Here is a 22,027-nt window from a genome sequence, read left to right as displayed (position 1 = left end):
TTGGTTTTCTTCCTTCGGGCCGCGCCGGCCAGTTCGGTTACGAACTTTTCGTCCCAATCTTGCGCCACAGGCGCCGGGACGTTCCGATCGACGGGAGCCTGTCGCAACGCCAACCGCATGCCGGCGCCGCCCCGACCGGGGGCTCCAGGAGAAAAAATGTCCGCTACGACAGATCGCGCGCCGACGCGCGAAGATTTTGCCGCCCTGCTCGAGCAGAGCTATGGCGATAACGAGGCTTTCGAAGGTTCCGTCATCAAGGGGCGCGTCGTCGCCATCGAGAAGGACGTGGCCGTCATCGACATCGGTCTGAAGACCGAAGGCCGCGTCGCCCTCAAGGAATTCACCGGCTATGGCCGCGATCCCGCCCCCGCTGTCGGCGAAGAGGTCGAGGTCTATCTCGAGCGCGTCGAGAACGCGCTGGGCGAAGCCGTCATCTCGCGCGACAAGGCGCGCCGCGAGGAGAGCTGGGTCAAGCTCGAAAAGGCTTTCGAAACCAATGAGAAGGTCGAGGGCGTCATCTTCAATCAGGTCAAAGGCGGCTTCACCGTCGACCTCGACGGCGCCGTGGCCTTCCTGCCGCGCTCGCAGGTGGACATCCGTCCGATCCGCGACGTCGCGCCCCTCATGAACGTGCCGCAGCCCTTCCACATCCTGAAGATGGACCGCCGCCGCGGCAACATCGTCGTGTCCCGCCGCACGGTGCTCGAGGAGAGCCGCGCCGAGCAGCGTCACGAGATCGTCGCCAACCTCGAAGAGGGGCAGGTGATCGACGGCGTCGTGAAGAACATCACGGATTACGGCGCCTTCGTGGATCTCGGCGGCATTGACGGCCTGCTGCATGTCACCGACATCGCCTGGCGCCGCGTCAATCATCCGTCCGAGGTGCTGACCATCGGTCAGACCGTCAAGGTGAAGATCATCAAGATCAATCACGAGACGCACCGCATCTCGCTCGGCATGAAGCAGCTGCTCGAGGATCCGTGGCAGGGCATCGAGGCCAAATATCCGATCGGCGCGAAGTTCCATGGCCGGGTGACCAACATCACCGACTACGGCGCCTTCGTGGAGCTGGAGCCGGGCATCGAAGGTCTCGTTCACGTCTCCGAGATGAGCTGGACCAAGAAGAACGTCCACCCCGGCAAGATCGTCTCGACGAGCCAGGAAGTCGACGTTCAGGTGCTCGAGGTCGATCCCGTCAAGCGCCGCATCTCCCTCGGCCTCAAGCAGACCCTGCAGAATCCGTGGGAGGCCTTCGCCGAGAAGCACCCCGTGGGCTCCGAGGTCGAGGGCGAGGTCAAGAACAAGACCGAGTTCGGTCTCTTCATCGGCCTCGACGGCGATGTGGACGGCATGGTCCATCTCTCCGATCTCGACTGGAACCGCCCGGGCGAACAGGTCATCGAAGAGTATAAGAAGGGCGACGTCATCAAGGCTCAGGTTCTCGATGTCGACGTCGAGAAGGAGCGCATCTCGCTCGGCGTGAAGCAGCTCGCGGGCGATCCCTTCGCCTCCGTGGGCGGCGGCGAAGAGGGAGGCGACGTCCGCAAGGGCGCCGTGGTCACCTGCGAAGTGATCGAGGTCAAGGAGTCCGGCATTGACGTCAAGATCGCCGGCACGGATCTGGCGACCTTCATCAAGCGCAGCGAGCTCGCCCGCGACCGCGGCGACCAGCGCCCCGAGCGTTTCGCCGTCGGCGAGAAGGTCGACGCCCGCGTCACCCTCTTCGATCGCAAGGCCCGCAAGGTCGCCGTCTCGATCAAGGCGCTGGAAGTCGCCGAAGAGAAGGAGGCGATCGCCCAGTACGGCTCGGCCGATTCGGGCGCGTCGCTCGGCGACATCCTCGGCGCGGCCCTGAAAGCCCGCGAAGGCGAAGCCGCCAAGAAGGGCAAGAAAGGCGAGGAGTAATCCTCCCTTCACTCTCCCGAGAAAGAAGCCTCGCGCCGCAAGCGCGGGGTTTTTTCTTGCCAGGCCTCAAAAAAAGCGCCGCCCGGGGCCAATCTTCGCTTCGGGGACTTTGAGGAAAGCAAAATGACATGGAGGCGGATCGCGGCGGCGCTCTTCGCCTGCGCTTTGCCGACGCATGGCGCATCGGCCTTCGACGCCCAAATCGCGCCGGCCCCCGGCGGCCCGCCGAATGGAGACGTCCCGCCGATCGTCCGGGATTTCGCGGCGCGCAATCAGCTTCGGCTCGGATGGGCGGCGGATCTTCCCGACACGGCGAATCTCCTCAACCGTGACCTACCCGCGCCATATCGGGATTTTGAAATCAATTATCTGCCGCGCGACGCGCAAGTCCTCATCGGCCAGACAAAGGGCGGATATGGCGTGGTCGCCATGGGCAAGGCGAGCGCCTATGCCGCCGGAGACGGCCGCTATCACGTTTCATCGGGCTATGGCTGCTTTCAGATTTCCGACGTGCCGGGCAGCGGGCAATACGCCTACGCCGAATGTCTTTACTCCGAGGTCGCGCGGACGGCGGCGGGGGCGAACGCGGTCGGACATGAAATCGCGATGCCAAACTACGCAGGCTACCCGCCGACGATCAATCCGTTTCAGGTGAACAATTCCGGATGGCAGGCGCATCTTCAGCTCGATCCCGGCGGCGGCTCGAACCCCAAGCGCGACTTCTGGCCCTCCTCCGCCTTGATCGCGGCGCCTAATTTCGGCGGACAGGCGCTGCGCGGCCTTATTTTCGGCAGCGCCTCGCTCGCAGGGTCCAATGGCGCCAGAAACGTTACGACGACAATCGCGACAACAGCCGGCGCAAAGGTTGTGACTCTTCCCGCCGAGCCCCGAACTTTGGGGGTCGTCGCGGGTCAAACCGTCTCGTCACGCGACATTCCTTCCGGCGCGATCGTCACGGCCGTGTTTACGACAGGAAATCGCATCGAACTCTCCCGCGCCGCAACGTCGGACGTCGCCGCCGCCCCGGCGGTCTTCTCCAATCCCGGGGCCGTCGCCATCGAACTCGCGCCACACCACGAAATCCGCTGGACGAACGACACCTATGGCGCGCGCGGGGCCTTCATCCGCAATGACAGCGCGGCGGGCGAAAGCGCACTTGGCCTGCGCCTTCATGAAAAGGGCATGTCTTGGGTCGATCCCCGGACCGAGGCCGACCTGGCGGGCGTCACCAAAGCCGGCGACGCCTATGCGCGGCGCTTTCTCACCCGGGGGGAAACGCCGACCGTGCGCGATTGCGGCGACGCGCCCGCGCCCCCCGCGACCCACTCGACGCCGACAGCAGGCCATATCAGCACCGGCGCGCGTGCGATGGGCTGCACGATCGTTTTCGCGTCCCCCTTCCCCGCCGCCGCCTTCTGCGTCCTGACGCCCACAAACCCGACAGCCGCCAGAAGCGGCTATCTTATCAGCGTAAGCGACAAGGATCATTTTCGCGCGACCTTCGCCGCTCCGGTCGATCAGGCCGGCTTCAATTATTTCTGCGGCGGCGAATAGAACGCCGCGGCGCTAGGACAGAATGCGATCGAGAATTTTGGCCAGCACGCCGACGTCGATCGTCTGCGCTTCTCCGTCATAGACGATGCTGTAATGCTCGAGGTCGAAACGCGAAAGAAGCCGGCGCAACCAATAGTCGATGATCGTGCTCGGCGCGAGTTCGATCACCTTTCCGACGCCGGGTTTCATCAGCGGAGACAGGCTGAACCCCGACCCGAACACTGAGGCGAAAACTTCCGCGTGCTTCATGATTTCCGCCTGCTTCTCGACGGAGAATTTTTGCGGATCGAGCACGACAAAGCCGCGGCTGGCGAAAAGCGCGGCGACTTCGGCCTCGTTCTTCAAGCGTTTGACGGCGTCGCCGCGGAGGAAGAAGACGCGGCGGAAAAGGTTCACGTCCTCGACGCGGTCCCGCAGGAAAGCATAGGCGATCTCGGCATTCGCGCAGGGATATTGCGTCGTCTTGGCGCTGTGATGATGCGAGACGACGGCATGCGCAAACCAGGTCGGTTGCGCGGCCAGCGTCTGTACGCAATCGAAGTCAACGTCGATCACCGCGAAGAAATCGCGAATCCAATCCTTGACCTGGAAAAAGCCGATCTTCAATTCGCCCGAATTCAGCATCGGCCGGTAACGAACGAGGAGAGGGAGCATATCCAGTAGAAAATGCCCGAAAATGCCGAACGACGAATGCCCGCCCAGAATCATCGGCTCCCAATATTTCGGAAGCGTCTCGCGCGATTGAGGGTTCCCCACGCGCGCGAGCTGGAGGTGATTCAGCGGCCACGCCTCAAAACTTCTTCCCATTTCCGCAATGGTGTCTTCGAACACGATCTCATCGTCGCGAGTGACGATATTGCAGAAGGGGTGATAGAAAATATCGCTGACATTCGCATAGAAACGCCTCGGCGGCACATATCCAACCCCCACGATTTTCTCGATGAAGCCGTCGGCGTCAATTTCAAATACCGTCAACTCGCCCGAAATGGTCTGTTCCGGCGCCTCGCGCAAAATTGAATTCGGCGTTCTCGCGACGGCTTCGAGGCTGTCGACCTCTGTCAGTCCCAGATCGGAGAAAGATTTGAAGATCGGGGCCATATCAGGGCCTCACGCTCGGAAGCATCGGCGACGCGCTCATAGCCAAAAGAAACGCGCCATCCGATCCGGCGTCGAGATGTCGAACGTCGGCAGGATTTCGAGAGATTTCTGGAACAGGTCGAAATTTTTCGAATCCTCCTCCTCGTCGGCGAACTCATGCACGAGCTGATAATAGTTCTCTTCGAGAACGGTCGAATCCGGATCGAGATTCGTAATGCAGATCAACCCGGTCGGAGGCGCGTCGAAGGCGTGTATGCGGAGATCCGGACGCGCCTTTTTCAGGATCGAGACGGTCTTCCAGACGTCGCCGGCCCACCAATAGGGATTCGGCATTTCGTCCATCAGATGGCTCATGTCCTCCATCAGCCGGCGCGCGTAATAGAGATTTGTCGGAATGCAGTCGTGAAGGATCACGACCGAATTCCTGCGGCAGGCTTTTTCGGTATTGATGAAGTCCCGCAGCAGGAACTCGTACCAGTGCAGCCCGTCGAGGAATGCGAGGTCGAGAGGCGCGCCGAACAGCCCGATCGGGTCATGTTCGCGGAAAAAGTCGTCGCTCGTCTTCTGGAAGATATGGAGAACGGACTTCCGGCCGATGATATCGGCGCTGATGCGGAATTCAGGATCGATCGCGATAGACGGGCATGTCACCGGGCGCAAAGAATCCCCCGTACGGGTCCCGATCTCAAGGTAGTTCTTTGGATTGAGGAATTTGTGGAAGTTCGCGAGCACTTCGAAATAAACCGCGCCCCTATGCGCCGGTCTTTCAGTCGACTTGATCAACTCAGCCGTCAACATTGTCGGAGATGCTCCAAATTATGGCTTATATTTCAGGACCCTAGCAGACGACGCCCCTGTGTCAATCTTGCTTCTCGGCGCGGCTTTAACCTCCCATTCACCATGACCAAACTTGTAGGCGCATTGTTAACCCTAATTCCATGTGGCCCAGCGAGAGTCTCCGCAACGCAGACGTTTGCTTGCCGAGAACCGCCGGAGTTGCGTGATGAGTGCGACCTCTTTCAACCAGAATTACCAACAGTCATCCTATGGCCCGCTTCGCGCGCGGCCGGCCGGCGTGAAGGCCGCCACGGGGATGGGTCTGGGCGCCTCGGTCATTCTCGCAGCCGCCGCCCTTCTCCTTCGCCATCCCGCCCAGACGCCGCTCGTCGCCGATAACGGTCCAGCCGCCAGCCTGGAAGCGCCGGCGAAAATCTCTGCGAAGGCGACCACGGAGCTGGAGTCGGCGCTCGGCGGCAAGCCGGCGGTTGCGTCGCTGGATGTCGACGCGCCTGAATTCGAACATGAAAAGAAGATCGTCGCCGTCGGCGAAACGAGGAACGGCGCGCCGCGCGTCGACAGCCTGACGGTCGGACAATTCACCATGGGCGCGCCTTTCCTGCGCGTCGACGTCCATCCCGAGCTCGACCCCAAAACCACGAACGCCGATTTCTTCCTGGACATGAAGAATCACGCCCAGGCCGCCGGCCTGAACGTTGCGAAGATCGGGCAACGCGCGACGCTGACCACCCGTTTCGGCGCTTTCGAGGCCGCGGACATCCGCCTCGCGCAGGCGAGCGGCGAAGGCGTCGAGGCCAGCGAACGCGCCTGCCTCGCGGCGCGTATGGTCGAAGCGAAAGTCCCGCTCGAGATCGCGGGCATCGCCTGCGGCGCGGCGGCCAAGCCGATCGACCGCGTCGCCTTCTCCTGCCTGCTCGACAAGCTGAGCTATTCGGCGGGCGGCGACAACAAGGCCCTGAACGACTTTTTCCTCAATGCCGAACTTGCGCGCGGCAAGGGCTGCGCGAACGTCTCGCGCGACGATCTCACCGCCGCGATCCCGCCGCAAAGGGCCGCACGCGCCAAGTCAGCGGCCGCTCCGGGCAAAAAGGGCCGCGCCGTCGCGCGTTCGGCCTCCGTTCACCCTGAGGCCGCGAAAAACTGAGCGCAGGACAAGCGTCGTCTCGCTTTTGGCGAACGATCCTATATGATGCGAACGAAGCGTCGAGCCTGAGAGGATGCAGATGCGTAAGGGTTTCAGAATGTCGGTGGGCCTCGCCTGCCTGATCGCGACGACCGCGGGCGGAGACGTTCTCGCCAAGTCGCACAGCCGCCAGTCGTCGTCCGCCAGCAGTTCGATCTCTCATAACCGCGACGCGTCCTTCTCTCGCTCGCTGTCTCTGGGCGGCCCGGCTTCCGCTGGCGTCGAACGCCGCAGCTGGCTCGATCCGGGCACGAAAGTGCCGGTCGGCAGCACCAACCGCTATATGCTGCAGCAGACCTACTACAATCAGGACCCGGTCGCCTCGAATCAGCGCAGCTGGTACATGCAGGAGACGCTGCCTTCGCGGCCGCCCTACAATACGGACATGATCGTCCCCTATAATGAAGGGCTGGAGCTCGACTGGCCGTAAGGCTGACGGAGCTCCGAGCTTCTTGACTTGGGGAGCTTGATCATTTAGCTCCCCGTCAGCCCGTCGCATCATCGCTTGCGCCGGGCGAGCACCCGTGGCGTCTTCTGAAGGCGCCTGTCGGCCGGGTTTCCGGCAGAGGAGGGCGCGTTCCCACAGCCCGGCGGCCCCGGGCGCGTGCGAGCGACGCGGATTTGGACGACGCCCCGAGCTAAGCGGCTCCGGGCGCTTTTTCGTCTTTTCGCCTCTCGCGCGCAAAACGCGATTATGAGAGGACGAAAATAAAGTGACGAAGCGCGCAGAAGCCAAATACAAGCTCGACCGCCGCCTGGGCCAGAATATCTGGGGCCGCCCGAAGAGCCCCGTGAACCGCCGCGAATATGGCCCCGGTCAGCACGGCCAGCGCCGCAAGGGCAAGCTCTCCGACTACGGCACGCAGCTCAAGGCCAAGCAGAAGCTGAAGGGCTATTACGGCAACATCTCCGAGAAGCAGTTCCGTAAATATTACGCCGAAGCCATCCGCATGAAGGGCGACTCGGGCGACAATCTGATCGGCCTGCTGGAGCGCCGCCTCGATGCGGTCGTCTATCGCGCCAAATTCGTGCCGACGGTCTTCGCCGCGCGCCAATTCGTCAATCACGGCCACATCCGCATCAACGGCAAGCGCGTCAACATCCCGTCCTATCTCGTGAAGGTCGGCGACGTGATCGAGGTGAAGGAAGCCTCCAAGCAGGCCGTTACGGTTCTGGAATCCGTGGCGCTCGCCGAGCGCGACGTGCCGGAATATTACGATGTCGACCACGCCAAGATGATCGCCAGGCTTTCCCGCGTCCCGCATGCGACGGAAGTGCCCTACCCGGTTCAGATGGAGCCGAACCTCGTCATCGAATTCTATTCGCGCTGATCAGCGCGCGGATCGCTTTGAGATTGGCGGGCTCCTTCGGGAGCCCGCTTTTTTTGCGTAAATGTCTCGCGGCGCAGGGAAGCGCGTAACCCAGCGCCATCACCAGCGCGACGCCGACAGCAACCGCAGCCGCCGTGAGCCACGACGCCGGCATCCCGCCAAGGGTGATCAGCATCGTCGTCGCGGCGGCGGGGGGATGCTTCGCGTCGGACAGCGTTTGCAGCAGCATGGTGGCGCCGACGGCGAGCGCGGTCGCGGCGGCGCGGCTCATCGAAACCGCGTCGGCGGCGAAGACGGACGGCGTTTCCTGCGCCCCGAACAGGAACAGCGCCCCAAAGCCGGCAGCGACGCCGATCGCATGGCCCAGGAAGACGTTCCACGGCCGCGCGGCAGGGTCGGCGGGGCTCGTCGCCAACAGGAAAATCGTCGGCCCCAGGCTCGGAAAGAGCCAGGGCTGCCTGACGAGAACGGCCAGCAGGCCGACAAGGCCCATGACCAGCGCGGAAAGCAGCGCCGGCGCGGCGGCGCGGGCGATCCGTCGGGACATTGTCGAATCGTCTCCTTCGCGGCGAGAGTCCGAGTCTAAAGGGCCAACGACCTCAGACTAAGCGCCACCGGCGCCGCGAAGCGAGCCGGACGAATGGTCCAGCGACATCCCTCCTTTCGTCGCGCCGGGCAGGCGCGATATGATCGGAAAAAACGAACGAGGAGGGAGAAATGTCTCAATTCACGAACAAAAAGCCGCAGCCTCAGGAACGTGGCCAGACGCCGCTATGGTTCGCCATTGGCGGCCTGCTCGTCAGTGTGGCGAGCTTCAGCATGCAGGACCTCCAGATCGGCGACGTGGTCTTCTGGGCCGGCGCCGTCTTCGCGGGGATCGCCCTGATCTATTATTTCGTCCGGCCGACCCATGGCGTTCCCACGAAGAAGAGATAGCGCCCGCGCCGGCGCCAAATAGCGTTTGCCACCGTCGGCGGAGCGACTATGTTCGCTCCGCCGTTTATTCTAAAAATGGGCCGCTCCATGTCCTTCCCGATTTTCGCGCTTTCCCGCCGACGCTTCCTCGCCTTCGCCGCCGGCGCGCTCGCTTTCGCCGCGAGCCCCGCTCTCGCCGACAAAGCTCCGGCGGGCAAGATCCCCGTGGAAGAGCTGATGGCGCCGAACGCCTTGCCCGACATCGTCGAGGGCGACGCGAAGGCGCCGGTGACGATCGTCGAATACGCCTCGATGACGTGCAGCCATTGCGCGGCCTTCCACAAGGAGGTCTATCCGGCGCTGAAGAAGGATTTCATCAATACCGGCAAGGCGAAATTCATTCTGCGGGAATTCCCGCTCGATCCGCTCGCCTTCGCCGCCTTCATGGTCGCCCGCGAACTGGGCGACAAGCGCGACGCCGCCGTGGACCTTCTTTTCGCTCAGCAGAAAAACTGGGCCTTTGTCGATAATCCGCTCGACGGCCTCGCCAATGTGTTGAAGCAGACCGGCATCGGCCAGGACAAATTCGACGCGGTGCTGAAAGACAAGGCGCTCTATGAGAAGATCGCTGCGGTCCGCACGCGCGCGAACGAAAAATTCGGCGTGAACTCGACGCCGACCTTCTTCGTCAATGGCGACAGATACACAGGCGAGATCACCGTCGACGATCTCGGCAAGATCATCGCGGCGCATACGACGGCGAAGTAAAAAGAGGATGACGGAAACTTGGCGACTTGCTTCGATTAAAGTGAAAACCCTTCCCTAACCGTCCCCCTTTCAGGGAAAGTGGCGCAATTTTGCTCCCTCCACCTGAAAGGGGGAGGGTCGGGGTGGGGGTCCAAAAATGGCAATTTTGATTGAAGCGAGCCGCTAGAAAACCGTCCGTCGCTCCAGCGCCGCGGCGAGCGTGCCTTCGTCGAGATAATCGAGTTCGCCGCCGACGGGCACGCCATGAGCGAGCCGCGTCACTTTCACGCCGGTCGGGGCCAGCAGGTCCGCTACGTAATGCGCGGTCGTCTGCCCATCGACCGTCGCATTGACCGCAAGCACGATCTCTCGAATTTCTTCTCCTCGCGCGCGCTCGATCAGACTCGCGATCGTGAGATCGTCGGGCCCGACGCCGTCGAGCGGCGAGAGAACGCCGCCGAGCACATGGTAGCGCGCATTGAGCAGGCCGGCCCGCTCCAGCGCCCAGAGATCCGCGACCGTTTCGACGACGACGAGAATGGACGGATCGCGCCGCGCGTCGCGGCAGATCGTGCAGGGGTCGCTCGTATCGACATTGCCGCAGACCGAGCAGGCGACGATGCGCTCCCGCGCGACATTGATCGCGTCGGCGAGCGGCGAGAGCAGTTCCTCGCGCTTGCGGATGAGATGCAGCACGGCGCGACGCGCCGAGCGCGGCCCAAGACCCGGCAATCGCGCGAGCAATTGCACGAGGCGTTCGATTTCGGGACCTGCGACGCGTTCGGCCATGCTCTCTCTTTACGCCCGGCGCCACCCCCTCTCCCCGTTTACGGAGAGAGGGGGGATCAACCGAACGGCAGCTTGAAGCCCGGCGGCAATTGCAGCCCGCCGGTCATCGCCTTCATCTTCTCGGCCATGACCTCGTCAGCCTTGGCGCGCGCCTGCATATGCGCGGTGAGGATAAGATCCTCGAGTATTTCCTTTTCGTCCGGCTTCACGAGGCTCGGATCGATCGAGATCGACTTCATCGCGCCCTTGGCGGAAAGCGTCACCTTCACGAGACCGCCGCCCGCCTCGCCCTCGACCTCGGTGTTTTCGAGTTCGAGCTGCGCTTCGGCCATTTTGGCTTGCATTTGCTGGGCCTGCTTCATCAGCCCCATGAAATCCATCATCGGCGCTTCTCCTAATCTTCCTCGGGCGGCGACATATCGTCATATTGCACGTCCGGCGCGTCTTCCGCGTCTGTCCGAACATTTTCCTTGGCTCGGACGGCGACGATCTGCGCGCCTGGAAAATGCGCGAGAACGCTGGCGACAACCGGATCGGCCTCAAGCCCGGACCGCTCTTCGCGCGCCTTCTCCTCGCGCTTTTCCTTCAGCGTCGGCGCGCCGCCCGAGGCGACGATCGACACCATCCAGCGCTCATTCGTCCAGAGCTGCAGCTTCTGCATCAACATCGACGCGAGTTCGCGGGAGCCGCCCGGCGCGAGCTCGAACTCGATGCGTCCCTGTTCGAAGCGCACGAGCCGCACGTCGGATTCGAGCGCGATCTTGAGGCGGATTTCGCGCTTCTCCTCGGCGAGCGCGACAAGCGCCTCGAAGCTGGCGACGGCGACGCCGGGAGCCGCCGGCGCCGGCGTCGCGACTGCGGGCCGCGCCGCGGGGGCGCGCATCGCCGGCGACGACGCGGCGATGGCGACCGGCGCGCCGCGCGGCGCGCTTGCGGGCGCCTGCGAGGACGATCCCCCCCCCGGCGCGCCATAACCCAATTGCCTGAGCGCGTCTCCCGGCGTCGGCATGTCGGCGGCGTAAGCCAATCGCACCAGCACCATGTCGGCCGCCTGCAACGGGCGCTGAGAGCCGCGCAGCTCGTCGACGCCTTTCATCAGGATCTGCCAGGCGCGGGTGAGCGCGGGAACGGAAAGCTTCCCGGCGGCCTCGCCGCCGCGCCTTTGCTCCTCCGGCGTCAGGGCCGCCGATTGCGCGGTTTCCGGCGCAAGCTTCAGGCGCGTCGCAAGATGGGTGAACTCCGCCATCTCCAGCAGCACCTGCGCGGGATCGGCCCCGCCATTATACTGGTCTTCGAGCAATGCGATGGCTTTGGCGACGTCGCCGCCCATCACCGCCTCGAAAAGATCGATCACACGCGACTTGTCCGCGACGCCGAGCATCAGGCGCAGATCGTCGGCCTTGATCGCGCCGTCCGCGCTATGCGCCGAGCCATAGGCGATGGCCTGATCAAGAAGCGACAGCGAGTCGCGCACGGAGCCTTCCGCCGCGCGCGCGATCATGGCCAGCGCCTCCGCCTCGATCTCGACGCCTTCCTTCTCGCAGATCCTGCGCAGATGTTCGGCGAGGAGGCCGGCGTCGATGCGGCGCAGATCGAAGCGCTGGCAGCGCGAGCGCACCGTCACCGGCACCTTGTCGATCTCCGTCGTCGCGAAGATGAACTTCACATGTTCGGGCGGCTCTTCCAGCGTCTTCAGCAGGCCGTTGAAAGCTGCCTTGGAGAGCATGTGCACTTCGTCGATGATATAGACTTTGGTGCGCGCCATCACCGGGCGGTAGCGGGCGTTGTCGATGATCTCGCGAACGTCGTCGATGCCGGTGTGAGACGCGGCGTCCATCTCCAGCACGTCGACATGGCGCGAGTCGATGATCGCCTGACAATGCGCGCCGAGTTCGTCCATATGGATCGTCGGCTTGTCGATCCCCTTTTCCGGCAATTCATAGTTGAAGGCGCGGGCGAGAATGCGGGCCGTCGTCGTCTTGCCCACGCCGCGCACGCCGGTCAGCAGATAGGCCTGATGGATGCGGCCAAGGTCGAAGGCGTTCTCCAGCGTGCGCACCATCGGCTCCTGGCCGATGAGGTCGGCGAAGCTCGAAGGGCGGTATTTGCGCGCAAGAACGCGATAGGCGGCCGCAGGCGCATCGCTGGGAGGATCGTTGAACAGCCCGTCGTCCATGGGAAGAGTCTAAAGGCTCGCGCCCGCCATTTCTACCGCGATGCGGCGAATTTCTATAGGCTGCGCCCGTCGTAATGCGTGGATTTGAGCGCGCGCGGATCGACGCTTTCCAGGCAGTTCACATTCACGGCGACGATCGGCGTTCCATCCGGGAGAGCGCCATAGGCGAAGGGTTCGACGCCGCAGACCTTGCAGAACTGGTGGCGGATTTTCTTCGTGTTGAAGAGATATTCCGTCAGCGAGTCCTCGCCTTGCGCAAGCCGGAACTTCTCAGTCGGCGTGAAGCTCAGCACCGAACCGAGGCGCTGGCAGCGGGAGCAGTTGCAGGTGACGGTATGGTCGAGATCGAGCGTCGCGTCGAAGATGACAGCCTGACACTGGCAGGACCCGTGGTAGGACGCCTCGCTCATGAGATGAACCTCGCGAAAGACCACGGCAGGAGGCTGGACGAAGACCCGCTCAAGCTCGTTAGGGCTGCTTCCTTCCGGACCTGACCCGGTTGGCGAGTGAAACGTCCGACGCCAACCTCCCGCGCCTTATTTGGCAGAGGATCGGCGCCGATGCAAGAGGGTCCCGCCCCTGGCGGCGGGCGCGCAAAAAGCGCTGGCGCGGCCAGTCTTCCGAATGTTCTATGCGGCGACGCAACGATTCGCGGAGGGGGCTGCGTGCTGGAATTGGCGGAAGGCGGCGGGCTCGTGCATATCGGCGTTCTACATTTGTGGATGGAGCAATCGACCGAGGTCATGGCGTTGACGGTCGGCGCGCTCTTCGTCGCCTTCGCGCTGTTTCTATGCTGGCTGACCTTCGCCTCTCCCCTCGCGCCGATGATGCAGAACTGGAAAGGCGTCGCGCCGCCCTTCGTCGGCGTTCCGGCGACGCTGTTCGGCCTGTTGATGACCTTTCTCTCCCAGGACGTCTGGGACGCGAACCGCCGCGCCTATCGCGAGATCGCCATGGAGCGGGAGCAATTGACGACGCTCCAGGCGCTGAGCGAAAACCATGGCGCCGCCGCGGGCGACCTGCCCGCCGCCATTCGCGGCTATGTGGAGGCGGTGATCGGCCTCGAATGGAAGGCGATGGAGAACGGCGAAGACTCGCCCGAAGCCGAGGCGGCGCTCGACCGGCTGACGCGCGCCGCGAGCGCCGCGAAGATCGAATCCGCCTTTCAGCGCGTCCTGATCGACACTGTCATGAAGCTCAGATCCGCGCGTGAGGAAAGGCTCGGCATCGCGGGCGCCTATCCGGACGATCGCAAATGGGCGGCGGTGATCCTCATCGCTCTCATCAGCCAAATCAGCCTCGCCGCGGTGCATCTCGACCGCGCCCGGCCTCAACTTCTCGCCCAGGCCATCTTCGGCGCGGCGGCCGTCGTGGCCATCGCGCTCGTCGCCTCGGTGGAAGAGCCCTACGCGCCGCCAAAAGCCGTGAGTTCGGAGCCGCTGGAGAAATTGCTCGAGAAACTGCCGGCGGAGTAATCGCGCCGGCGACCGATCGCCAACTTCACCCGCGCATTTGCGCGTGGAACAGCCCAAGCGCGCCCCGCGTTACCCGCTGCATGCGCCTGAAAGGGGCGATTTAGCTTGAGCGTCGAGGAAAGACCATGGCGAGGCAGATGGAACCGGGCGACGAAGACATTTCCGCGAAGGCGACGCAGGAGAAGTCGGAGGGGAACGGCGGCGGGCAAAAGGCCGACGCCATCGAAATGCTGAAGACTGACCATCGCCGCGTCGAAGACCTCTTCTCCAAATATGAGCACGCGCGGCGACGGGCGGAGAAGTCAAAACTTGCGCAGCAGATCTCTCTCGAATTAACGATTCACGCCGAGCTCGAAGAGGAGATTTTCTATCCCGCTTGCCGCGAACATGTGGACGATCCACTGCTCGACGAAGCGCAGGTCGAGCACGACACCGCGAAGATCCTCATCGCCGAAATCGCGATGGGCGCGCCGCAGAACGATCCCTTTTTCGACGCCAAGGTGACGGTGCTCGGGGAATACGTTCGCGCGCACATTCAGGAAGAGGAGAAAAACCCTGGCAGCATCTTCGCCAAGGCGCTGGAAGGCGGCGTCGACACGGCGAAGCTCGGGCAGCGCATGATGGCGCGGCGCGAGGAGCTAATGGACGAGTTCTCCGAAGAGCTGCTGCTACCCCAGCCCAAGGCGCTGCATATTCAGCTCGCCCAGGAGGAAGAGCTCTGGGCGGAGCCGCCCGGCCGGGCCGCCGCCCAAGGTCAGGGACGAGGGATGCAAAACCGCGACATGCTGGGCCGAGGCGGGCGTGAGGAACGCGGCGGCTGGGAAGAGCGGGAATTGCAGGAACGCCGCTTTGGCGAGTACGACCGCGACCAACGCCCATATGACGAGAGCCGGTCTGCGCGCGGCGGCCAAATGGCCGGACGCGGCGAGGCGGGACGCACTCCCCGCGAGAGCACGGAGGTCCCCGAAGGCGAGCGCACGAGCCGCGGCGGCGAAGGCAGGGGCGTGAGGCGCGGCGGCGGCGAGGAACATCGCGGCTGGCATGGCGACCCCAAGCGCCACTCGGAGGCCTCGCGTAAGGGTTGGGAACACAGGCGCTGAATCCCCCTTATCGTTCAAACGCCATCTGAGCCGCGGCGGCCGCCGCGGCTTTTTCTTCGCCGCGTTCAGAAACCCCGGGCGCCATTCACCTTCCCTGCCGAAAGCGGGTGCGCGGGCGCGGGCCAGTTGCTAAAGAAAGCGCAAAATCAGGAAGGAAAATTGCGCGTGACCGCCGCCGCCCCGTCAAATCGCCCGGCCACGGACCGTCTCACGGTCCTCCTCGCCCATTTCGAACAAGCGGGCTTCCCGCTCCACGAGCCCAAGCTCCTGCAGCCGGCGGGCGTCTTTCTCGATCGCTCGGGCGAAGATTTTCGCGGCCATCTCTATCTCACCACCGACGCTTCAGGCGCGGAGCTTTGCCTGCGGCCGGAATATACGATCCCGGTCTGCCTGGATTACCTCGCCTCTCCCGAAGCCGGCGCCGCCGCCTCCTTCGCCTATGGCGGGTCCATTTTCCGCGCGCCGCCCCATGGCGAGGCGGGCGACGGCGAATTTCTGCAGGCGGGCATTGAGAGCTTCGGCCGCGACGATCGCGAGGCCGCGGACGCCGAAATCCTCGGCGCCGCGCTGGACGCGGCCAAGGCGGCCGGAGCGGCCGGCCTTTCCGTGCGGATCGGCGACGCCGGACTCGTTGGCGCTTTTCTCGACGGTCTCGACCTGCCGCCCGTCTGGCGGCGCCGGGTGGAAGTCGGTCATGCGCGCGGCCAGGGCGTCGCCGACATCTTCGCGCCGCCGAAACGCAACGGTTCGGAACAGGCCGGCGTCCTCGCCGCGCTGACCAAGGTCGATCCGGCGGACGCCCGCCGCCTCGTCGAGGACCTGCTCTCCATCGCCGGCATCACGGCGGTCGGCGGACGCAGCGCGGCGGAGATCGCCGAACGCTTTCTCGATCAGGCGACGCTCGCCGAAGGCGCCGGCGTTTCGGTCGAAAAACGCGCGCTGGCGGAAGCCTTCTTCGCCATAGAAGGACCGCCCGACATCGCCTCCGCCGCTTTGCGAAAGCTCGCGGAGGACGCAAAGCTCGATCTGACGGCGGCGCTCGACTCCTTCGACACGCGCGCGAGCTTCATCGCCGCGCGCGGGCTCGATCTCGACGACATGGTCTTTTCCGCGAGCTTCGCCCGGCATCTTGATTATTATTCGGGCTTCGTCTTCGAGGCGCGCGCTTCGGCCTCCAGCGAACCCGTGGTCGGCGGCGGCCGTTATGACCGCCTGCTGAAGACGCTCGGGGCGAAGTCGGACATTCCCGCCGTTGGCGCCGCCATCTGGATCGACCGCCTGGAGAGCGCCGCGCGCGCGGGAGACGCGGCATGACGAAGAAACTCATCGTGGCGACGCCCTCCAAGGGCCGCCTGCAGGAAAACGCCAACGCCTTCTTCGCCCGCGCCGGGTTGGAGCTGACGCAGGGCCGCGGCGCGCGCGACTATCGCGGCGCGATTGCGGGGTTGGAGAGCGTGGAGGTCGCCTATCTTTCGGCCTCCGAAATCACGGGGCGCCTCGCGCGCGGCGATGTGCATTTCGGCGTCACCGGCGAGGATCTGGTGCGCGAGGAAATCGCCGATCCGGGAAACAAGGTGGAATTGATCGCGCCGCTCGGCTTCGGCCACGCCAATGTCGTCGTCGCCGCGCCGCAGGCCTGGATCGACGTGCGCGTCATGGCGGACCTCGCCGACATCGCCGACGGCTTCCGCGCGAGGCACGGCCGGGGGCTGCGCGTCGCGACGAAGTATATCAACACCACGCGCCGATTCTTCGCGCAGCACGGCGTCGGCGATTATCGCATCGTGGAGAGCTCCGGCGCGACCGAAGGCGCGCCGGCGGCCGGCTCGGCCGATCTCATCGTCGACATCACCACAACCGGCGCGACGCTCGCCGCCAATGCGCTGAAGGTCCTCGACGACGGCGTGATCCTGCGCTCGCAGGCCAATCTGGTGGCGTCGCTCGGCGCGCCGTGGAGCGAGACCGCGCGCGAGGCCGCCCGCGTGATTCTCTCTCGCATCGCCGCTGAAGAAATCGCCCGCACGACGCGCGAAGTGTGCGCGACCGTCGCTTTGACCGAAGAAGGCCTGCATGAAGCGCATGTGAAATTCGGCGCGTCGCCGCGCGAGCGCAATGGCGAGACGGCGACCTTCAACTGCCCGACAAAACAGGTTGCGGCGCTCGCCGACTGGCTGATCGGCAAGGGCGCGCGGAACGTGACGAGCGCAAAGCTCGATTACGTCTTTCACGCGGGGAATGCGCTGTGGGGAAAGCTCGCGGGCCGTCTGGACTAGCGAAACAGCGACGTCTTTGCCGTTCGTTGCATTATGCCGTATAAACCCGCTTAAGTTGTAGTGGAGGATACGACATGAAATTGACGCGCCGCGCCGCCACGGTCGGAGGGCTGAGCCTGATCGCCTCGGGCGGATTTTCCTCTCCTGGCTTCGCCTGGGACAGGCTCCTGCTCGACGCGATAGAGGACGTCGAATCCTTCAAGATCGCCTCCGACGCTTATATATACGGCTATCCCCTGGTCACGATGGAGATGACGCGTCGCGTCATGACCAACGTCGCAGCTCCAGAGGGGACGCACGCGCCGATGGGACAGCTTATCAAGTTGCGCGAATATCCGAACGCGTCCTTCCGCGACGTCACCGCTCCCAACGCCGACACGCTCTACACGACGGCGTTCTTCGATGTGGGCGACGAGCCATGGATGCTCGAGGCCCCGGACATGGGCGAGCGGTATTTCCTTCTCCCGATGCTCGACGGCTGGACGGATGTCTTCGATGTTCCCGGCTCCCGGACGACGGGAGAGAAGGCGCAAACCTATCTGGTCTCCGGCCCTGGCTGGAAAGGGAAGGTTCCGGCAGGCGTGAAACATGTCGCTTCGCCCACCAGCATCGTCTGGCTGCTCGGCCGCATCTATTGCACCGGCGCGCCGGAAGACTACGCCGCCGTTCACGCCCTTCAGGACAAATTCAAGCTCTATCCCCTGAGCGCCGCAGGCAAGGAGTGGACGCCGCCGGCTGGTAAGGTCGATCCCTCGATCGACATGAAGACCGCCGTCCGGGATCAGGTCAACCGCATGACGGCGACGCAATATTTCACGTTGCTCGCGGAGTTGCTGAAGCGCAATCCGCCGTCGCCAAAGGACGCCCCCGCGCTGGCGCGGTTCGCCAAAATCGGGCTCGAGCCCGGCAAGCCGTTCGACGGCAAGTCGATCGACGGCCGCTGGGAGACGCGGATACCCAAAATTTCCAACGATCGCATCATGCTGCACTTCAAGTTCAGCGATGGCGACATGACGAGCGTCAATGGTTGGGGCTACACGACGAAAACGGGCCTTTACGGCACGGACTATATCCAGCGGGCGCTGGTCACGGCGATCGGGCTCGGCGCGAACAGACCACAAGACGCCGTCTATCCGACGTCGTTGAAGCCGTCCTTCTTCGAGTCGTACGACGGATCGAAGAAATGGATCATGCGCTTCCTGCCGGGCCAGCTTCCGCCGGCCAGAGGTTTCTGGTCGCTTACGATGTACGATGACGCTTATTTCTTCGTCGCAAATCCGATCAATCGTTATTCCATGAGCATGCGGACGAATCCCAGGCTCGAAAAGGACGGTTCGCTGGTCATCTACATCCAGAACGAGTCGCCCGGGCCCGACAAGGAAGCGAATTGGCTTCCGGCCCCCAAGGGAAAATTCGTGCTGATGCTCCGTCTCTATTGGCCGAGAGAGCACAAACCGTCGATCCTCGATGGTTCCTGGGTCATTCCCCCAGTAACCGCCGCAAGCTGACGCAAAGCTTGTTCGAAAGGATCTGGAGCCCGCTCGCGAGCGGGCTCTTTGTTCGAGCGGAAGGGTTACTGCGTCTGCGTCAACAGGAGAAACGCCGCGACCGGATTGGTCGTCAGATAACGCTTCAGCAGCCTTTTCGGCTCCAGGCTTAGTCGAAACGCCCATTCGAGGCCAGTGTCCTGCATCCATTGCGGCGCGCGCTTCTTGGTCCCCGCGATGAAGTCGAAGAGACCGCCCGACGTCTTGATCATTTTCACATTTTTGAGCCGATGCGCGTAATCGCGCACGAATTGCTGCTCCAGCGGGACGCCCATGGCGAGCCACAAAATGTCGGGCGCGAGCGTGTTGATTTCCTCGATTTTGGCGTCGAGCGCGGCGCCTTTGAGGTAGCCATGCGAACGCCCGACAATGTTGAGGCGCGGCGCGACGCCGAGCGTGTTTTCGTAGGTGGCGCGGTTCACTTCTTCGCTGGCGCCGAAGAGATAGAAGCTTGCGCCTGTCTCCTGCGCCATCCGCGCGACGATCGGGTAAAGATCCGTTGTGGCGACCCGCTCCGGCAAGGGGGCCTGCGAAAAAATCTTCGACGCAACGACGAGCGGCTGGCCGTCGGCGGCGATCGAGTCGGCGCAGTCGATCATTTCGGCGAAGGACTTGTCGAAGAAACGCCGCGCCAGAACTTCGCCATTCACGGAGGTGAGATAGTACGGCCCCTTGGACCGCGCCGGCGCGCGCGAGAGATCGATCATCATATGCGCCGTCGCCTCGAGATCGAGACGCGCCACTTGCGAACCGCCGACAAAGGTCGTTTCAACAGACTTGATACGCACTGCGCTAACCCCGGACTTGCGACGCCCCTGCGTAAAATTCTACGCGAAGTCGCGGGACCGCTCAGCAAAGAGCTAGCTGTAAGGTGAATCCAGTCCTACGAATGATTAAGAAACCTGATTAATCGGAGATTAACCGTCGTCGATAGCCGAATTCAGACGCGTAGCTGCGCATTTACTTTGCATAACGGGGCAATCGGGCGAACGCTGCTCGCGAGCAATCCCTCCCCGTAAAGGGGAGGGATAGGGCGCCGATCGTCCGAGACTGTCCCTCACCCGATTCCCTGCTTTGCATAACTGATTTTCCCCCTCAGGCGGCGCAGGGCTTGCCTGGCGGAACCGGGTCCGATTCCAGAAGCGCGAAGAGCAAATGGTCGCGCCACTCGCCATTAATGTTGAGATAGGCGCGCGCATAGCCTTCCTGCTTGAAGCCGACGCGCTCCAACAGGCGCCGCGAGGGTTCGTTGTTCGGCAAGCAGGCGGCCTCGATGCGATGCAGACCCTGTTTCTCGAAAATATACCCGCAGGCCGCGCGAACGGCGCGCGTCATATAGCCCTTGCCGGCATAGGGCTCGCCCATCCAATAGCCGAGCGTCGCCGCCTGCGAGACGCCGCGACGAACATGGCCGAAGGAGAGGCCGCCCACCAGCAGGTCGTCCTCTTCGCGGAAGACGAAAAAGGAATAGGCTTCGTCGCGCGCCATTTCCTCGGCATGGCGCCGCACGCGATAACGGAAGCTGGCGCGGGTGAGGTCGTCGACCGGCCAGATCGGCTCCCAGGGCGTCAGAAAGGCGCGGCTTCGCTCGCGCAGCGTCGACCATTCCACATAGTCGCGCATCTCGGAGGGACGCAGATACACGCCGTCGCCCCTTATAGGCATGTCGCGACGGCCGATGACGCCAAAGAGAGCCATGCCGAAACTCGCCGTCATGCCGCGGCCGCGCGAGCGCGCTCTGAAATGAAAGCGGCCACGCGCGCTTCGTCATTTTCCAGAACGGTGAAACGCTCCGGCCCTTCGAGCTTCGCGGCGAGCGCGTCCGGCAGGCGCGGACGATGGCCGATCGCGCGCTCGATCGCCTCGGGGAATTTCGCGGGATGCGCGGTCGACAGCGCAATGACGGGCGTCGCCGGGTCTTGCGCGAGACGCGCCCGCGCGGCGCGCACGCCCGTCGCCGTGTGCGGATCAAGCACATAGCCCGCGTCGCGCCAGCTCCGCGCGATCTCATCCGTCGTTTCCGCTTCTCCGACCGACATGGCGTCGAATTCTGCGCGTATCGCGGAAAGCGCCGGCGCCGGAATTTCAAAGGCGCCGGATTGGTCGAGCGACGCGAAGGCCGCGCGCACGGCGGCGTGGTCGCGCGCGCAAGCGTCGAAGAAAAGACGCTCGAAATTGGAGGAGAGCTGGATATCCATCGACGGCGATTGCGTCTGGGTCACGCCGCGCGGCTCGTAACGTCCGGTCGCAAGCGCGCGGGCGAGAATGTCGTTGGCGTTGGTCGCGACGATAAGGCGCTCGATCGGCAGACCCATATGTTTGGCGATATAGCCCGCCAGCACGTCGCCGAAATTGCCTGTGGGCACAGCGAAGGAGACATGGCGATGCGGCGCCCCGAGCGCGACGCCGCTCGTGAAATAATAGACCATCTGCGCGACGACGCGCGCCCAGTTGATGGAATTGACGCCCGCGAGACAGACGCGTTCGCGGAAAGTTTGATTGCGGAAGAGGCGCTTCAGGATGTTCTGCGCATCGTCGAACGTGCCTTGAAGCGCGATCGTATGGACATTCTCGTCCGCGACCGTCGTCATCTGCCTGCGCTGCACGTCGGAGACGCGGCCATGCGGATAGAGGATGAAGACGTCGACGCGCGGCAGGCCGCGAAAGGCCTCGATCGCCGCCGCGCCCGTGTCGCCGGAGGTCGCGCCGACGATGGTCGCGCGCAAATTCCGCTTTTCGAGCACGTCATTCATCATGCGGCCGAGCAACTGCATCGCCAGATCCTTGAAGGCGAGCGTCGGGCCGTGAAAGAGCTCGAGCACGAAGAGGTTGTCTGCAATCTGCGTCAGCGGCGCGATGGCGCGATGGCGGAAGCTCGTATAGGCCGCCGCCGTTTGGGCGGGCAGCGCGGCGCGCGACGCCTCCTCCGTCAGAAACGGCGCGATGAGGCGCGCGGCGGCGTCCGCATAGGGAACGCCCGCAAGCGCGGCGATGTCCTTTGGCGCCACATGCGGATAGGCGAAAGGCGCGTAGAGGCCGCCATCCGTCGCAAGACCGGCCAGCAGGACGTCGTCGAAAGCAAGCTGCGCGGCTTCGCCGCGCGTCGAGAGATAACGCAAATTTTCAATCCGTCAGG

At 63.8% G+C, this 22,027-nt stretch carries 22 protein-coding genes and 1 other RNA gene; 12 read left to right on the top strand and 11 right to left on the bottom strand.

The window, feature by feature from the left end:
* Positions 1–156 precede the first annotated feature (156 nt).
* Together rpsA and MMG94_RS17765 are read left to right on the top strand one after the other, a co-directional pair.
* Positions 157–1,905: a 30S ribosomal protein S1 gene (gene rpsA / locus MMG94_RS17770; protein WP_016920209.1), complete on the top strand. Its 1,749-nt coding sequence runs from the start codon at positions 157–159 to the stop codon at positions 1,903–1,905.
* 123 nt (positions 1,906–2,028) lie between these two features.
* Positions 2,029–3,459 (top strand): hypothetical protein, encoded by a 1,431-nt coding sequence (locus MMG94_RS17765; RefSeq protein ID WP_016920210.1) that lies wholly within the window; start codon positions 2,029–2,031, stop codon positions 3,457–3,459.
* Between the two features lie 12 nt (positions 3,460–3,471).
* Here MMG94_RS17765 and MMG94_RS17760 read toward each other — a convergent pair whose 3' ends face one another.
* Positions 3,472–4,557: a glycosyltransferase family 61 protein gene (locus MMG94_RS17760; protein ID WP_016920211.1), complete on the bottom strand. Its 1,086-nt coding sequence runs from the start codon at positions 4,555–4,557 to the stop codon at positions 3,472–3,474.
* Positions 4,558–4,593: 36 nt separating this feature from the next.
* A complete protein-coding gene (locus tag MMG94_RS17755; protein WP_016920212.1) occupies positions 4,594–5,355 on the bottom strand; it encodes a class I SAM-dependent methyltransferase in 762 nt (253 codons plus the stop codon).
* A gap of 205 nt (positions 5,356–5,560) precedes the next feature.
* On the opposite strand from MMG94_RS17755, the gene MMG94_RS17750 reads away from it, so the two are divergent.
* From MMG94_RS17750 to rpsD, 3 genes are all read left to right on the top strand, one after another.
* Positions 5,561–6,499 carry a hypothetical protein gene (locus tag MMG94_RS17750; RefSeq protein ID WP_016920213.1) on the top strand — a complete coding sequence of 313 codons (939 nt, stop codon included), beginning with the start codon at positions 5,561–5,563 and terminating at the stop codon, positions 6,497–6,499.
* Positions 6,500–6,578: 79 nt separating this feature from the next.
* Positions 6,579–6,968 carry a hypothetical protein gene (locus MMG94_RS17745; protein WP_026016292.1) on the top strand — a complete coding sequence of 130 codons (390 nt, stop codon included), beginning with the start codon at positions 6,579–6,581 and terminating at the stop codon, positions 6,966–6,968.
* A gap of 283 nt (positions 6,969–7,251) precedes the next feature.
* On the top strand, positions 7,252–7,869 hold the full coding sequence (gene rpsD, locus MMG94_RS17740; RefSeq protein ID WP_016920215.1) for a 30S ribosomal protein S4: 618 nt from the start codon (positions 7,252–7,254) through the stop codon (positions 7,867–7,869).
* Here the strand turns inward: rpsD and MMG94_RS17735 are convergent.
* On the bottom strand, positions 7,847–8,416 hold the full coding sequence (locus tag MMG94_RS17735; protein ID WP_016920216.1) for an HPP family protein: 570 nt from the start codon (positions 8,414–8,416) through the stop codon (positions 7,847–7,849). The two genes, rpsD and MMG94_RS17735, sit on opposite strands and share 23 nt — an antisense overlap.
* Before the next feature lie 170 nt (positions 8,417–8,586).
* Between MMG94_RS17735 and MMG94_RS17730 the strand changes: the two genes are divergently transcribed.
* Both MMG94_RS17730 and MMG94_RS17725 read left to right on the top strand, forming a co-directional pair.
* The gene (locus MMG94_RS17730) at positions 8,587–8,805 is read left to right on the top strand and encodes a hypothetical protein (RefSeq protein ID WP_016920217.1); all 219 of its coding nucleotides are present in this window, start codon (positions 8,587–8,589) and stop codon (positions 8,803–8,805) included.
* Positions 8,806–8,892: 87 nt separating this feature from the next.
* Positions 8,893–9,552: a thioredoxin domain-containing protein gene (locus MMG94_RS17725; RefSeq protein ID WP_040579267.1), complete on the top strand. Its 660-nt coding sequence runs from the start codon at positions 8,893–8,895 to the stop codon at positions 9,550–9,552.
* 162 nt (positions 9,553–9,714) lie between these two features.
* Here MMG94_RS17725 and recR read toward each other — a convergent pair whose 3' ends face one another.
* From recR to ffs, 5 genes are all read right to left on the bottom strand, one after another.
* Positions 9,715–10,320 (bottom strand): recombination mediator RecR, encoded by a 606-nt coding sequence (gene recR, locus MMG94_RS17720; RefSeq protein WP_016920219.1) that lies wholly within the window; start codon positions 10,318–10,320, stop codon positions 9,715–9,717.
* Between the two features lie 56 nt (positions 10,321–10,376).
* Positions 10,377–10,703 carry a YbaB/EbfC family nucleoid-associated protein gene (locus MMG94_RS17715; protein ID WP_016920220.1) on the bottom strand — a complete coding sequence of 109 codons (327 nt, stop codon included), beginning with the start codon at positions 10,701–10,703 and terminating at the stop codon, positions 10,377–10,379.
* Between the two features lie 11 nt (positions 10,704–10,714).
* Positions 10,715–12,496 (bottom strand): DNA polymerase III subunit gamma/tau, encoded by a 1,782-nt coding sequence (locus MMG94_RS17710; protein ID WP_016920221.1) that lies wholly within the window; start codon positions 12,494–12,496, stop codon positions 10,715–10,717.
* Between the two features lie 53 nt (positions 12,497–12,549).
* On the bottom strand, positions 12,550–12,906 hold the full coding sequence (locus MMG94_RS17705) for a GFA family protein (protein ID WP_026016293.1): 357 nt from the start codon (positions 12,904–12,906) through the stop codon (positions 12,550–12,552).
* Between the two features lie 24 nt (positions 12,907–12,930).
* Positions 12,931–13,027, bottom strand: an RNA gene (gene ffs / locus MMG94_RS17700) — signal recognition particle sRNA small type.
* A 134-nt stretch (positions 13,028–13,161) separates the two neighbouring features.
* Between ffs and MMG94_RS17695 the strand changes: the two genes are divergently transcribed.
* From MMG94_RS17695 to MMG94_RS17675, 5 genes are all read left to right on the top strand, one after another.
* Positions 13,162–13,971, top strand: coding sequence for a bestrophin-like domain (locus MMG94_RS17695; RefSeq protein WP_244415354.1), 810 nt, complete (start codon positions 13,162–13,164; stop codon positions 13,969–13,971).
* Between the two features lie 125 nt (positions 13,972–14,096).
* Positions 14,097–15,071 carry a hemerythrin domain-containing protein gene (locus tag MMG94_RS17690; RefSeq protein WP_244415356.1) on the top strand — a complete coding sequence of 325 codons (975 nt, stop codon included), beginning with the start codon at positions 14,097–14,099 and terminating at the stop codon, positions 15,069–15,071.
* Between the two features lie 165 nt (positions 15,072–15,236).
* Entirely contained in the window at positions 15,237–16,385 is a 1,149-nt protein-coding gene (locus MMG94_RS17685) for an ATP phosphoribosyltransferase regulatory subunit (RefSeq protein ID WP_244415358.1), read from the top strand.
* The gene (gene hisG, locus MMG94_RS17680; protein ID WP_016920226.1) at positions 16,382–17,344 is read left to right on the top strand and encodes an ATP phosphoribosyltransferase; all 963 of its coding nucleotides are present in this window, start codon (positions 16,382–16,384) and stop codon (positions 17,342–17,344) included. Before MMG94_RS17685 ends, hisG begins: the two co-directional genes overlap by 4 nt.
* Positions 17,345–17,418: 74 nt before the next feature.
* Entirely contained in the window at positions 17,419–18,852 is a 1,434-nt protein-coding gene (locus MMG94_RS17675; RefSeq protein WP_016920227.1) for a DUF1254 domain-containing protein, read from the top strand.
* Positions 18,853–18,917: 65 nt separating this feature from the next.
* Here the strand turns inward: MMG94_RS17675 and MMG94_RS17670 are convergent, their stop codons facing one another.
* The 3 genes from MMG94_RS17670 to thrC all read right to left on the bottom strand — a co-directional run bounded on the left by MMG94_RS17670 (position 18,918) and on the right by thrC (position 22,010).
* Entirely contained in the window at positions 18,918–19,679 is a 762-nt protein-coding gene (locus MMG94_RS17670; RefSeq protein ID WP_016920228.1) for a WecB/TagA/CpsF family glycosyltransferase, read from the bottom strand.
* A gap of 307 nt (positions 19,680–19,986) precedes the next feature.
* Positions 19,987–20,589, bottom strand: coding sequence for a GNAT family N-acetyltransferase (locus MMG94_RS17665; RefSeq protein ID WP_026016294.1), 603 nt, complete (start codon positions 20,587–20,589; stop codon positions 19,987–19,989).
* A gap of 14 nt (positions 20,590–20,603) precedes the next feature.
* On the bottom strand, positions 20,604–22,010 hold the full coding sequence (gene thrC / locus MMG94_RS17660) for a threonine synthase (RefSeq protein ID WP_016920230.1): 1,407 nt from the start codon (positions 22,008–22,010) through the stop codon (positions 20,604–20,606).
* Positions 22,011–22,027: the final 17 nt, after the last annotated feature.

The organism is Methylocystis parvus OBBP (assembly GCF_027571405.1).
GTDB lineage: Bacteria > Pseudomonadota > Alphaproteobacteria > Rhizobiales > Beijerinckiaceae > Methylocystis > Methylocystis parva.
This window is presented reverse-complemented; position numbering and strand designations above follow the sequence as displayed.

What these genes read in the sequence shown, in the direction of transcription:
- rpsA (WP_016920209.1), top strand. Translation starts at nt 157, where the DNA reads ATGTCCGCTACGACAGATCGCGCGCCGACGCGCGAAGATTTTGCCGCC.
- MMG94_RS17765 (WP_016920210.1), top strand. Translation starts at nt 2,029, where the DNA reads ATGACATGGAGGCGGATCGCGGCGGCGCTCTTCGCCTGCGCTTTGCCG.
- MMG94_RS17760 (WP_016920211.1), bottom strand. Translation starts at nt 4,557, where the DNA reads ATGGCCCCGATCTTCAAATCTTTCTCCGATCTGGGACTGACAGAGGTC.
- MMG94_RS17755 (WP_016920212.1), bottom strand. Translation starts at nt 5,355, where the DNA reads ATGTTGACGGCTGAGTTGATCAAGTCGACTGAAAGACCGGCGCATAGG.
- MMG94_RS17750 (WP_016920213.1), top strand. Translation starts at nt 5,561, where the DNA reads ATGAGTGCGACCTCTTTCAACCAGAATTACCAACAGTCATCCTATGGC.
- MMG94_RS17745 (WP_026016292.1), top strand. Translation starts at nt 6,579, where the DNA reads ATGCGTAAGGGTTTCAGAATGTCGGTGGGCCTCGCCTGCCTGATCGCG.
- MMG94_RS17735 (WP_016920216.1), bottom strand. Translation starts at nt 8,416, where the DNA reads ATGTCCCGACGGATCGCCCGCGCCGCCGCGCCGGCGCTGCTTTCCGCG.
- MMG94_RS17730 (WP_016920217.1), top strand. Translation starts at nt 8,587, where the DNA reads ATGTCTCAATTCACGAACAAAAAGCCGCAGCCTCAGGAACGTGGCCAG.
- MMG94_RS17725 (WP_040579267.1), top strand. Translation starts at nt 8,893, where the DNA reads ATGTCCTTCCCGATTTTCGCGCTTTCCCGCCGACGCTTCCTCGCCTTC.
- recR (WP_016920219.1), bottom strand. Translation starts at nt 10,320, where the DNA reads ATGGCCGAACGCGTCGCAGGTCCCGAAATCGAACGCCTCGTGCAATTG.
- MMG94_RS17715 (WP_016920220.1), bottom strand. Translation starts at nt 10,703, where the DNA reads ATGATGGATTTCATGGGGCTGATGAAGCAGGCCCAGCAAATGCAAGCC.
- MMG94_RS17710 (WP_016920221.1), bottom strand. Translation starts at nt 12,496, where the DNA reads ATGGACGACGGGCTGTTCAACGATCCTCCCAGCGATGCGCCTGCGGCC.
- MMG94_RS17705 (WP_026016293.1), bottom strand. Translation starts at nt 12,906, where the DNA reads ATGAGCGAGGCGTCCTACCACGGGTCCTGCCAGTGTCAGGCTGTCATC.
- MMG94_RS17690 (WP_244415356.1), top strand. Translation starts at nt 14,097, where the DNA reads ATGGCGAGGCAGATGGAACCGGGCGACGAAGACATTTCCGCGAAGGCG.
- hisG (WP_016920226.1), top strand. Translation starts at nt 16,382, where the DNA reads ATGACGAAGAAACTCATCGTGGCGACGCCCTCCAAGGGCCGCCTGCAG.
- MMG94_RS17675 (WP_016920227.1), top strand. Translation starts at nt 17,419, where the DNA reads ATGAAATTGACGCGCCGCGCCGCCACGGTCGGAGGGCTGAGCCTGATC.
- MMG94_RS17665 (WP_026016294.1), bottom strand. Translation starts at nt 20,589, where the DNA reads ATGGCTCTCTTTGGCGTCATCGGCCGTCGCGACATGCCTATAAGGGGC.